This is a genomic window from Pantoea sp. EKM20T (assembly GCF_011800485.1).
Classification (GTDB): Bacteria; Pseudomonadota; Gammaproteobacteria; order Enterobacterales; family Enterobacteriaceae; genus Pantoea; species Pantoea agglomerans.
Window position 1 is genome coordinate 135,005 of the sequence record NZ_JAALFW010000002.1, and the last position, 12,451, is coordinate 147,455.

The following is a 12,451-nucleotide window of genomic DNA, read 5'->3' on the forward strand; positions in this document are numbered from 1 at the left end:
GAGATGAGTAAATTTGATAATAACGACGCTGATGCGGTAAATCCGGCACTGACGCGCATGATCACCGAAGGTTCATTGTCACGTCGCAGCCTGATGAAAATGCTCTCAGCCGGTGCGGTGATGAGCAGCGGCCTGATCACTTTTTCAGGGGCCGCACTGGCGGATGACAAGCCGGTCAGGGGCGGTAAACTGCGGGCGGCGATGTCGAATGCCTCGGCCACCGATACACTTGATCCGGCCAAAAGTAACAACAGTGCGGATTACACCCGCCAGTTCATGTTCTACAGCGGCCTGACCGAACTGGATAAAAACCTGATGGCGCAACCGGCGCTGGCCGAATCGCTGGAATCCAGCGACGGCATTACCTGGCATATCAAACTGCGTAAGGGGGTCACTTTCCATGATGGCAAACCGCTGACCGCCAAAGATGTCATTTACTCGCTCAGCCGTCACAAAGATCCGGCCATCGCCTCTATCGCCTTTAAGCTCGCCGATCAGTTCAAAACCTTCAGCGCGGTCAATGATAACGAGGTGCAGCTGGAGCTGAGCAGCGCTAACTTCGACGTCCCTTATATGCTGGCGACGCCGCCATTTCTGATCGTGCCGGACGGCACCAAAGATTTCAGCAAAGGCATCGGCACCGGTCCGTTTGTCTGCAAAACATTTATGCCGGGTACGCGCACCATCGGCACCAAAAACCCCAACTACTACAAACCTGGTCTGCCGCATCTGGATGAGGTAGAACTCATCGGCGTCACCGACGGCGCCGCGCGCGTTAATGCCCTGATGTCGGGCGATCTGCAGATGGTTTCCACGCTGACCGCTGCCGACTGCAAGCGCATCAAAGCCAGCAGCGAATTTGGCGTGCTGGAGAGTAAATCGGGCATGTACACCAACCTGATTATCCGCACCGATGTGAAGCCGGGTAACAACGAAGATTTCGTGCTGGCGATGAAATATCTGCAGCCACGTGAAATGCTGGTGAAAACGGTGCTGCAGGGTTACGGCGACGTCAGTAATGACACCCCGGTGCCGCCGTGGCATCCGCTCTATAACGCCGATCTCAAACCGCGTGCGCTGGACATTGAAAAAGCGAAGTTCCACATCAAAAAAGCGGGCATGGCCGGCTCCACGGTGGAGATTATCACCACGCCGAATATCGAAGGGGCAAATGAAGGCGGTCAGATGATCCAGCAGATGGCGCGCGGGGCAGGGCTGAACATCAAAGTGCGACGTGTGCCGTATGACGGTTACTGGTCTTCGCACTGGATGAAAGATCCGGTGGGATATGGCTCGATAAATCCGCGTCCGACGCTCGACATGCTCTTCTCACAGTTCTATCTCTCTACCGCACCGAATAACGAATCGGGCTGGAAAAATCCTCAGTTTGATCAACTGGTGGTCGCGGCACGCGGTGAGCGCGATCAGGCGAAACGCAAGCAGATGTATGGCGATATGCAGACGCTGATTTATGACCACTGCGGCACCCTTATCCCGACCTTTATCAGCTCCACGGATGGTTATAACAAAAAGGTCAAAGGGGTGGAGGCCTGGCCGTCAGGCATGATGATGGGCTATCGCTTCCATGAATTTGCGTGGCTGAGCGCCTGATACGTTATTTGAGGAAGGAGTACGCCGATGAACCGATACATGCTGTTCCTGATTGCCCGGCGAATTGGTGCCGGCATCCTGACTTTGCTTATCGTCTCGGCGGTGGTGTTTTTCATCACCAGCCTGCTGCCGGGCGACGCAGCGCAGATGATCCTCGGCCAGAACGCCACGCCGGAAACGGTGGCGGCGTTACGGCAGCAGCTGGGTCTCGATCAGCCTTTGCTGATGCGCTACTTCCACTGGCTGACAGGCATGGTGCAGGGCGACTTTGGCACCTCGTTTGCCAGCCATTTGCCGGTCTCGCAGCTGGTGGCGCAGCGCATTCCCGCCACCTTTGAACTGGCGGGTATCACCACGCTGATCTGCGTGCCGCTGGCGCTGATTATCGGCATTATTGCGGCGATGAATCGCGGTTCCCGACTCGATCGGGCGCTGGTCATCGGCACCATGGCGACGGTTGCCGTGCCGGAGTTTCTGGTGGCGACGGTGGCGGTACTGATTTTCGCCGTCAAGCTGCACTGGGTCTCGGCGATGTCGTTCGGCAGCCCGGATAGCGACCTGCTGAGTTACCTCAAAGCCTATGCGCTGCCGGTGCTGACCCTCTGCTGCGTGCTGGTGGCGCAGATGGCACGTATGACGCGGGCAGCCATTATCAACCAGCTCGACAGTCCTTATCTGGAGATGGCGCTGCTGAAAGGGGTTTCACCGCTGAGAGCGGTGCTGCGTCACGCACTGCCTAACGCGGTCGGCCCCATCGCCAATGCCATTTCACTCAGCCTCTCCTATCTGTTTGGCGGGGTGATCATCATCGAAACTATCTTCAGCTATCCCGGTCTCGCCAGCCAGCTGGTGGATGCGGTCAGTAACCGCGACCTGCCGGTGGTGCAGCTCTGCGTGATGCTGTTCGCCGCCTGCTATCTGGTCCTGCTGCTGGCGGCAGACATTCTGACTATCGCCTTTAACCCGAAATGGAGAAGCGCATGAATATTCTCTCGTTGCCCTGGCGTTTCTTACAGTCGCTCTCCTGGTCGGGACGGCTGGGTCTGATAATGTCGCTGTTCTGGCTGCTGATGGCAATATTCGGCACCCCGCTGGCCCCGCACAGCATTGATGACATCGGCGGCGGCCCGCTGATGGGCGGCCTGACGTCCGATAACCTGCTGGGCACCGACTACCTTGGGCGCGACATGCTGAGCCGCATTCTCTATGGCGCGAAGTTCTCTATCGGTCTGGCGCTGAGTGCGGCGCTGCTGGCCAGCCTGATCGGCACGCTGCTGGCGCTGCTGGCAGCGGTGGCGGGGCGCTGGCTGGAGGAGGTACTGGGCCGCGTCAACGACGCGCTGCTGGTACTGCCGGGCAAAGTGCTGTCGCTGATGATAGTCGCGGTATTTGGCTCCTCACTGCCGATGCTGATCCTCACGGCGGTCTTCACCTACTGGCCGGGCGCATTTCGTATCGCGTTTGCCATGGCCAGCTCGCTGCGCAGCATGGACTACGTCCGGGCGTCACGGCTGCGGGGCGAAAGCCGCTGGTATATCGCCATTCACGATATCCTGCCCAACATGGTGCACCCGATGCTGACTGATTTTGGTCTGCGCTTTGTCTACATCGTGCTGCTGCTGAGCGGCCTGAGCTTCCTCGGTCTGGGTGTTCAGCCGCCCTACGCCGACTGGGGCACGCTGGTGCGTGAAAATATGCAGGGGCTGTTTGACGGCTCGCCTGCGGTGCTGATGCCCGCGCTGGCGATTGCCAGCCTGACCATTGGTGCCAACCTGTTTATTGACAGCCTGCAGGCGATGCGTCCGATGACGCTGGCGAAGGAGGGAGCATGAACGTGACACCACATACCGCCATGCCGGTGATTTCGGTAGATAAACTGCGCGTCACTGCGCAGACCGATCGCGGCGAAGAGATCGACCTGGTTTCCGACATTCACTTTACCGTGCAGAAGGGCGAAGTGCTGGCGCTGATTGGCGAATCCGGCTCAGGTAAAACCACTATCGCGATGGCGCTGATGGGTTACGCCCGCAGCGGCTGCCGCATCGCCGAAGGCAACATTCACGTTGCCGGCACCGACGTTAACAGCCTGACGCCGGGGCAGTTGCGCGCTTTCCGTGGCAACAAAGTCGCCTATATCGCCCAGAGCGCGGCAGCGTCGTTTAATCCGGGCATGAAGATCCTCGACCAGGTGATTGAGCCGGTGGTTATCCACGGCACCCTGACCCGCAAAGCGGCAAAAGCCAAAGCGATTGAGCTGTTCCGCGAACTGGCGCTGCCCAACCCCGAGACCATTGGCGACCGCTTCCCGCACCAGGTGTCGGGCGGTCAGTTACAGCGTCTGATGACGGCGATGGCGCTGATTGGCGATCCTGACGTGGTAATCCTTGATGAACCTACTACCGCGCTGGATGTGACCACGCAGGTGGAAGTGCTGAAGGCGTTTCGCCGCGTGGTGGTGCAGCGCGGCGTCACGGCAATTTACGTCAGTCACGATTTAGCCGTGGTGGCGCAGATGGCAGACCGGATACTGGTGCTGCTGCGCGGCAAAATGGCGGAGTATGGCAGCACCGCGCATCTGATCGGCGCGCCGCAGGCGGAGTACACCCGTTTACTGATGGAGGCGGCGCGGCAGAAAGAGCGGCCCAGCAACTGGTGCCCGGTTGCCGCCGATATTCAGCCGCTGCTTGAGGTGCGCGACCTCAGCGCAGGTTATGGCCCGCGCGGCAGCGATGGCTACCCGAAAATACGCATTCTGGAGGATATCAACCTCAGGCTGTGGAAAGGGCAGGCGATTGGCATCATTGGTGAGTCAGGCTCAGGTAAAACCACCCTGGCGCACGCTATTGCCGGACTCAACGCTCCAAGCCACGGCCATATTCTGTTCAACGGCCACTACATCGCGGGCGATATGCAAAAACGGCCTGACAACGAGCTGCGCCGCATTCAGTATGTATTCCAGATGGCAGACACCGCGCTGAACCCGGCCCACAGCGTTGAACGCATCCTGTCACGTCCGCTGACGCTGTTTCACGGTCTGAGCGGTGCGGCCCGACAGCAGCGGCTTTATCAACTGCTGGATCTGGTGCAGCTTCCGCGCAGCGTGCTGTGGCGGCGTCCCTGGGCGCTCTCCGGCGGGCAGAAGCAGCGCGTCAATCTGGCGCGCGCGCTGGCGGCTGAGCCGGATCTGATTCTGTGTGATGAAGTGACCTCGGCGCTGGATACAGTGGTTGCCGCTGCCGTCCTCGACTTAATCAGCGAACTGCGCCGCGAACTGGGACTCTCGGTGATCTTCATCAGCCATGACATGCATGCGGTACGCGCGGTGTGTGATGAAATCGTGGTGATGAAGAGCGGTCGCATCGTCACCCAGCTGGCGCGCAGCGACTACGACAAGCCGACCAGCGAATTGTATTTCGAGCGGCTGAAACGCGCGGTGCCGGAGCTGCGTCAGGGCTGGCTGGATGAGCATGAAGAGATTTTAAAAGCAGAGTGAGTTGCCTGAAGCAACGGGCACCCTGATTAATCCGCCTGCACAGCACTGATGTAATGCGCGGGCGGCACGGGTCAAGGCACCGCGGCGATATCGCCCTGTGCCAGACCAGATACTGACAACAGAGGTAGTCTTGTTATGCCTGCACCGATTCGTTATGTACAGGACAGTGCGAATTTTCCCGATTCCGCCGATGTAGTGGTGATTGGCGCCGGTATCGCCGGAGCCGCCGCCACCTGGGAGCTGGCGAAGCAGGGACTGAAGGTCGTGCTAATCGAAAAAGGCCTGGTAGGGGCGGAGCAGTCGAGCCGTAACTGGGGCTGGTGTCGCCAGCAGAACCGTGATGAGCGTGAATTGCCGCTGATTATTTATGCGCTGCAACGCTGGGGTGAGCTTAACGATGAAACCGGCGAGGAGCTGGGTTTCCGCCGCAGCGGGCTGGTTTACGCCACGCAGGAAGAGTCGGACATCGCGGCCTGGGATAAGTGGATCCAGATGGCAAAAGGCTATGGCGTGCGCAGTTCGATTCTCACAGCGGAGCAGGCTAAAGCGATGACGCCCGGCAGCACCACAAACTGGCGGGGCGGTCTCTCAGCGCCAACCGACGGTCACGCCGAACCACGGCTGGCCGCACCGGGGCTGGTGGCGGGCGCGCTGAAAAAAGGGGCGCTGCTGTTTCAACAATGCGCGGTGCGCGGGCTGGATATCGCCGCCGGTCGGGTCAGCGGCGTCTGGACCGAGCGCGGCCTGATCAAAACCAGCCGGGTGATCTGTGCCGCCGGGGCCTGGACCTCCATGTTCTGCCGTCGTCATGGTATCGATCTGCCGCTGGGCAACGTGATTGGCACCGCCTTCCGCACGCAGCCCATTGAGCAGGCGATTGCCATGCCACTCTACACACCTGGCTTTGCCTGTCGGCCACAGATGGACGGCAGCTACACCGTATCCGTCTCGGGTCGTGGTCGGCTGGAGCCGGGCGCGCAGGGGCTGCGCTATGCCCGCCAGTTCTACCCGACGTTTAAAAGCCGCCGCAAGAATCTCACCCTGAATCTTGGCCTTTCGCCGTTCTTCAATGGCCCTGAAGCGATGGGTGGCTGGGCATTTGACCGCGAGTCGCCGTTTGAGCGCATGCGCATTCTCGATCCGGCAGCCGATGCAACGATCGTGGAAGAGGGACTGGCGGCGATGCGGCGTGAATACCCGGCGCTGGCGAACCTGCGGCTGGCGCAGTCGTGGGGCGGCATGATTGACAGCACCCCGGATGCGATTCCGGTGATCTCCACCGTGGCGAAACTGCCGGGGCTGGTGCTCTCGGCGGGCTACAGCGCCCACGGCTTCGGTATCGGACCGGGTGCCGGACGACTGGCAGCCGATCTGGCGACCGAAGCCACGCCAGTCGTTGATCCCACCCCTTATCGCTACAGCCGTCTGGTTGACGGCAGCGGACTTGAAACGCCAGGAATGATGTAAGGAGACCTGCAATGAGCCTGAAAATACGCGCAATGACGCCGGACGATATCGACCCCTGTTTCACCTTAACGCAGGCACTGAAATGGCCCCACCGACGTGAAGACTGGGCGCTGGCGCTGCAGCTGGGCGAGGGCACGGTGATTGAAGAGCAGGGCAAGCTGATTGCGAGCGCGGTGCTCTGGCGCTGGGGCGAGCGCGCCGCCACGCTGGGGCTGGTGATCGTCGATAACCAGCAGCAGGGGCGTGGCCTGGGCAAACAGCTGATGCTGGCGCAACTGGAAAAATTACCCGACTGTAATGTGCGTCTGCACGCCACCGAAATGGGCAAAGGTTTGTATGAAAAACTCGGGTTTGTCAGTTGCGGTGAGATTCGCCAGCACCAGACCCGCGCAGTGACCACCATTCCAGACGTCGTGATCCCGGCGGGACTGCAGCTGCGTCCGGCAACACTGGCCGATCACGCCACACTGGTGACGCTGGATCAGCAGGCGCACGGTATGCATCGTCCGGCACTGTTCGACCACCTGCTGCGCGACTGCCAGACGGTGCTGTTGCAGGATGACCAACAGCAAATTCAGGGCTTCGCCAGCCTGCGCCGCTTTGGTCACGGCTGGGCGATTGGCCCGGTGATCGCGGCAGATTTTTCAGTCGCGCAGGCGCTGGTCGCCACGCTGATGCAGTCGCTGCAGGGGGAATTCCTGCGCATCGACACCGATGCCGCGCTGCCGATGGCCGCCTGGCTACAGAGCCTCGGTATCCCTCAGGTCGATGCGCCTACGACTATGGTGCGCGGCACGCCCTGGACACCGCAGGGTATGCAGGCGTTTGGACTGATGACGCAGGCGATGGCCTGATGCATATCGTCTATAAATCGGAGCCGGAACGTGGCCGGATCTGGCAGCGCTGGCTGGCAGCGCATGCGCCTGACATTCAGCTGCATATCTGGCCTGAGACCGGCGAGCCAGAGCAGGTTGAGGCGCTGGTTGCCTGGCAGCCACCGGCTGACATCACCGCGCTCTTCCCCCGGCTGAAACTGCTGTTCTCCGTGGGTGCCGGGGCCGATCAGTTTGACCTTGGCGCGCTGCCGCCCGACCTGCCGGTGATCAGGATGATCGAGCCAGGCCTGACCCAGGGCATGGTGGAGTATGTCACCTTCGCGGTACTCGGCCTGCATCGCGACATGCCGCGCTATTTTCATCAGCAACGCCAGCAGCAGTGGCTGACACACGCGGTATTACCTGCCGCGCAGCGTCGGGTAGGCGTCATGGGGCTGGGCGAACTGGGCCAGGCCGCATTGCAACAGCTGGTGGCGCTGGGCTTTGACTGCGCTGGCTGGAGCCGCACACCGCGCCAGATTCCCGGCGTCCGCTGCTGGCACGGTGACGATCAGCTCGGGGCGTTTCTGGCGCACAGCGAGATTCTGGTCTGCCTGCTGCCGCTGACTGACACCACACAGGGTTTGCTTAACCGAACCCTGTTTAATCAGCTACCACAGGGTGCGGCGCTGGTGCAGGCCGGGCGCGGCCCCCAGCTGAATCAGGACGATCTGCTGCAGGCGCTGGAGAGCGGTCAGCTCCGTGCCGCCGTGATCGATGTGACCGACCCGGAGCCGTTACCGGCGGGTCATCCCTTCTGGCACCATCCCGCCATCTGGCTCACACCCCACATCGCCAGCCAGACGCAGAATGAGAGCGCCATTGCGGCACTGCTGGAAAACCTGCGGCGCCATCAGCGTGGCGAGCCGCTGCACGGTGAGATTGATCGTTCGCGAGGATATTAAGATGGAACATCTGGTGGCATTGCGCCGCGACCTGCATGCGCACCCGGAACTGGGCTTTCAGGAGCAGCGCACCAGCGACATCGTGGCGAACTTTCTGCAACAGCTGGGCATTGAGGTGCATCGCGGCATCGGTAAAACCGGCGTGGTCGGGATACTGAAAAAGGGCAGCAGTGAATGCATGATTGGCCTGCGGGCTGATATGGATGCGCTGCCGATGCAGGATCAGAGCGGCACCGACTGGCAAAGCCGCGCGGAGCAGGTGAGCCACGCCTGCGGCCACGATGGTCACACCGTGATGCTGCTGGGAGCCGCAGAAAAACTGGCGCGCGACGTCAGCTTTGATGGCAGCGTCTGCTTTATCTTCCAGCCCGCCGAAGAGGGGCTGGCGGGCGCAAAGGCGATGATTGACGATGGCCTGTTCAGCCGCTTTCCCTGCGAGGCGGTCTACGCCATCCACAACTGGCCGGAACTGCCGCTCGGCCAGGTACAGACCCGCCCTGGCGCGATCATGGCAGCGGCTGACCGTTTTGATATCCGGGTACTGGGCGGAGGCGGTCATGCCGCGCAGCCGCATCTGACGCGCGATACTCTGCTGGCGACCAGCGAGCTGGTGGTGCAGCTGAATACTCTGGTCTCACGCGCCCTGGATCCGTGCAAAACGGCGCTGCTCACCGTCACCCGGATGCAGGGCGGCTTTTCGCACAACATGATCCCGGCGGAGGCGAACATCACCGGCACGGTGCGCACTTTCAGCCCGGCAGCGCAGGCGACGATTGAAGCACGACTGCGTCAGATGGCGGAGCACATCACCGCCGCCCACGGTTTGCACGCAGAGGTCAGCTATCTGCGCTACTACCCGGCGACCCTGAACAGTAATGCTGAAGCGCAGTTTTGCCTGCAGGCGCTGACGCAGGCGGGCATTAAGGCTGAGGCCGCGCCCCAGCCCGCACTTACCTCAGAAGATTTTGCTTTTATGTTGCAGGCGCGGCCCGGTGCCTATCTGTGGCTGGGGTCGGCACCCTGCAAGCCGCTGCATCATGCCGCTTACGACTTCAACGATGCGCTGATCCCGCATGGCGTTAACGTTTTTGTCACGCTGATTCGTCAGGCGCTGGCAGAGAAATTTCCCTGCTGAATGCCGCAGGATTTTGACAGGAAATGCCGCTGTCTGAGGAATTACGGCAGCGTGACAAACCAGCGGGTTGCGATACTTGAGCCAACCGAACGTTACGTGGATGAGGGTTTAAAATGCAGAATGTCATGGCAGAGCAGCAAGCATACTCCGATAACAGCCTGTTACTGGATGCACGCGAGCAGAACGTGCCGCGCGGCGTAGTTACCGCCCATCCGCTGGTGATCGAACGCGCCAGAGGCAGTGAAGTGTGGGACGTGGAGGGCAATCGCTATCTCGACTTTGTCGGCGGCATCGGGGTGCTGAATGTCGGCCACAATCACCCGGCGGTGGTCAATGCGGTGACCCGCCAGCTCGGCCTGGTGTCTCACGCCTGTTTTCAGGTGGTGGCCTATCCGGGCTACATCGAGCTGGCGCAGCGGCTGAACAAACTGGTGGGCGGCGATGAGGCGTACAAAAGCGTCTTCTTTACCAGCGGCGCCGAAGCGGTGGAAAATGCGGTGAAGATTGCCCGCTCACACACCCAGCGCTCTGGCATTATCGCTTTTGATGGTGCGTTTCATGGCCGCACCCTGCTGGGTATCACTCTGACCGGCATGTCCGCGCCTTACAAACAGAATTTTGGCCCGTTCCCCGGCGATATTTACCGTCTGCCCTTCCCGAACCCGCTGCACGGTATTACTGAAGCGGACTGCCTGAAAGCGCTGGATCAGCTGTTTGCGGTGCAGGTCCTGCCGGAGCGGGTCGCGGCGATTATCATTGAGCCGGTTCAGGGTGACGGCGGCTTCCTGCCCGCTGGCCCGGCATTTATGCAGGCGCTGCGTCGCATCACCAGCCAGCACGGTATTCTGCTGATTTGTGATGAAATCCAGTCCGGCTTCGGGCGTACCGGCACGATGTTCGCCTTCCAGCAACTGGGTATCAAACCCGATTTAGTCACGCTGGCGAAAAGCCTGGGCGGCGGTCTGCCGATTTCCGGCGTGGTGGGGCGTGCAGAGATCATGGATGCACCGACGCCTGGCGGGTTAGGCGGTACTTATGGCGGCAACGCACTGGCCTGTGCGGCGGCGCTGGCGGTACTGGATCTGTTTGAGCAGGAAAACCTGTTGCAGCGCTCCTGCCAGCTTGGTGAGCAACTCAATGCACGACTGCGGCAGCTGGCGGATAAATATGCCTGCATCGGTGACGTCCGCGGCGTAGGCTTTATGCAGGCGGTGGAGATCCTCGATTTCGAAACCGGTCGCCCGGATGCGGCCTTAACCCAGAAGATCCTCGACAGCGCCTGCCAGGAGGGATTGCTGCTGATCAAATGCGGCCTGCATCGTAACACCATCCGTTTCCTGGCGCCGCTGGTCACTACCGACTCACAGCTGGAAGAGGCGCTGCATATCTTCGATATTGCGCTGGCCCGCGCCACAGGTCGGTTGGGATAAAGTGCGATTCCTCATTGATATTGTTAAAGTAATTTGAAAATCTCCCGCTGGTATAACCACTGCGAAGCGCTGGCGCGTTTACGGTAAAGCGTGATATACCTTCGGGAGGTTCTGCACATTTAATTAAGCGTCTATCCCATCAGGCTATTTCATTTGTCAGTCTGAACCTGGTCAGTGCTTACAATCCTCACGTACGCCATGTACGCGCCGGTTGTTCCGCGCTGTCCGTCTCCAGACTGCCTGCAACAATGACGCCTGGTGGGACAGGCTCTGACAATGAGGGGGGTGCTATGAACGGCTTAATGAAACTCGACCGCATCGACATCAACATCCTGGTGCAACTCCAGAAAGATGGCCGTATCAGCAACGTTAACCTCGCCGACGCCGTAGGCCTTTCGCCCAGTCCCTGTCTGCAACGGGTCAAACGTCTGGAACAGGCCGGTTTTATCACCGGTTATGAAGCGCACATTAATCTCACCCGCATTACCGATTCGGTGACGGTCTTTACCGAAGTCACCCTGTCAGGCCATCGCCGCGAAGACTTTATGAAATTTGAAAGTGCGATGCGCGACGTCGATGAGCTGATGGAGTGCCATCTGATTACCGGCGGCTATGACTATTTGCTGCGCTTTATTACCCGCAGCATTGAACATTACCAGGAAGTGATTGAGAAGATGCTCGACGCTCAGATCGGCATCGATAAGTACTTCAGCTATATCGTGATCAAATCCCCGATCATGAAAAGCAGCGTGCCGTTGCGATCGCTGATCGGCAAGCACAATTCGGTGGAGTTCGGCGTGTAGCGGGCGGCCAGGCGTCGCCCTCGCCATGTTTACCGGTGGAGAGAGGGCCGTCACCTGCCTTGTTTCTGCTTACTCTTTCCTGATTCACCCCAGCCGCACTTTTGTTCGCCCATCCGCTTCACTTCTCCCGTTAATGTGCCAGATGCCCCCTCAGCATAAAATTTCTTCATGACGCAAAATTCAGTCGCAACAACCGGTTCTGTAGCGCGCTACAGCCTCAACCGTTGGGCGAACCCTTTTACACTGTTTTCAACCGATACAAGGAGTTGTCATGGACTCATTGCAGATTGCTGACCAGCAGTGGCAGCGCGAGGCGTTCACTGTCTCCACCAGCCGCCAGCGGCTCGACCTGGCGTGGATCCACATCCAGCTGGCGGAGAAATCCTACTGGGCCAAAGGCCAGCCGCTGGCCAAAACCGTGCGGGCGATTGCCGGTTCGCTGCCGTTTGGCCTCTATCACCAGCAGAGCCAGATTGGCTTTGCCCGACTGATTACCGACTACACCCGGTTTGGCTGGCTGTGTGACGTAATGATTGATGAAAACTGGCGCGGTCACGGGCTGGGCAGCTGGCTGGCAACCTGCGTCCGTGAACACCCGGAGCTGCAAACGGTGCATCGCTGGATGCTCTCAACCCAGGATGCCCATCAGGTCTATCAGCGGCTCGGCTGGCGTGTGGTGCAACATCCCGAGGCGCTGATGGAATTTCCCCCTTCCTGACACTGGAGTTACCC

General features: G+C 60.1%; 11 protein-coding genes. All 11 read left to right on the forward strand.

The window, feature by feature from the left end:
• Positions 1-3: 3 nt before the first annotated feature.
• The 11 genes from HFD94_RS03725 to HFD94_RS03775 all read left to right on the forward strand — a co-directional run bounded on the left by HFD94_RS03725 (position 4) and on the right by HFD94_RS03775 (position 12,437).
• The gene (locus HFD94_RS03725; RefSeq protein ID WP_033758289.1) at positions 4-1,611 is read left to right on the forward strand and encodes an ABC transporter substrate-binding protein; all 1,608 of its coding nucleotides are present in this window, start codon (positions 4-6) and stop codon (positions 1,609-1,611) included.
• Between the two features lie 27 nt (positions 1,612-1,638).
• A complete protein-coding gene (locus tag HFD94_RS03730) occupies positions 1,639-2,595 on the forward strand; it encodes an ABC transporter permease (protein WP_010247875.1) in 957 nt (318 codons plus the stop codon).
• Positions 2,592-3,443, forward strand: coding sequence for an ABC transporter permease (locus HFD94_RS03735; RefSeq protein WP_167432762.1), 852 nt, complete (start codon positions 2,592-2,594; stop codon positions 3,441-3,443). The genes HFD94_RS03730 and HFD94_RS03735 overlap by 4 nt, the downstream gene beginning before the upstream one ends.
• Positions 3,440-5,104 carry an ABC transporter ATP-binding protein gene (locus tag HFD94_RS03740; RefSeq protein WP_167432763.1) on the forward strand — a complete coding sequence of 555 codons (1,665 nt, stop codon included), beginning with the start codon at positions 3,440-3,442 and terminating at the stop codon, positions 5,102-5,104. The genes HFD94_RS03735 and HFD94_RS03740 overlap by 4 nt, the downstream gene beginning before the upstream one ends.
• 135 nt (positions 5,105-5,239) lie before the next feature.
• Complete coding sequence (locus HFD94_RS03745; protein WP_010670909.1) at positions 5,240-6,571, forward strand: FAD-binding oxidoreductase; 1,332 nt, start codon at positions 5,240-5,242, stop codon at positions 6,569-6,571.
• An 11-nt stretch (positions 6,572-6,582) separates the two neighbouring features.
• A complete protein-coding gene (locus HFD94_RS03750) occupies positions 6,583-7,425 on the forward strand; it encodes a GNAT family N-acetyltransferase (protein WP_033767688.1) in 843 nt (280 codons plus the stop codon).
• Positions 7,425-8,351 (forward strand): glyoxylate/hydroxypyruvate reductase A, encoded by a 927-nt coding sequence (locus tag HFD94_RS03755; RefSeq protein WP_033767686.1) that lies wholly within the window; start codon positions 7,425-7,427, stop codon positions 8,349-8,351. The genes HFD94_RS03750 and HFD94_RS03755 overlap by 1 nt, the downstream gene beginning before the upstream one ends.
• A 1-nt stretch (position 8,352) precedes the next feature.
• Positions 8,353-9,486: a M20 aminoacylase family protein gene (locus HFD94_RS03760; RefSeq protein ID WP_167432764.1), complete on the forward strand. Its 1,134-nt coding sequence runs from the start codon at positions 8,353-8,355 to the stop codon at positions 9,484-9,486.
• 113 nt (positions 9,487-9,599) lie between these two features.
• Complete coding sequence (gene gabT, locus HFD94_RS03765; RefSeq protein ID WP_167432765.1) at positions 9,600-10,916, forward strand: 4-aminobutyrate--2-oxoglutarate transaminase; 1,317 nt, start codon at positions 9,600-9,602, stop codon at positions 10,914-10,916.
• Positions 10,917-11,206: 290 nt separating this feature from the next.
• Positions 11,207-11,719, forward strand: coding sequence for an Lrp/AsnC family transcriptional regulator (locus HFD94_RS03770; RefSeq protein ID WP_010247853.1), 513 nt, complete (start codon positions 11,207-11,209; stop codon positions 11,717-11,719).
• A gap of 271 nt (positions 11,720-11,990) precedes the next feature.
• Entirely contained in the window at positions 11,991-12,437 is a 447-nt protein-coding gene (locus HFD94_RS03775; protein ID WP_060680517.1) for a GNAT family N-acetyltransferase, read from the forward strand.
• Positions 12,438-12,451: the final 14 nt, after the last annotated feature.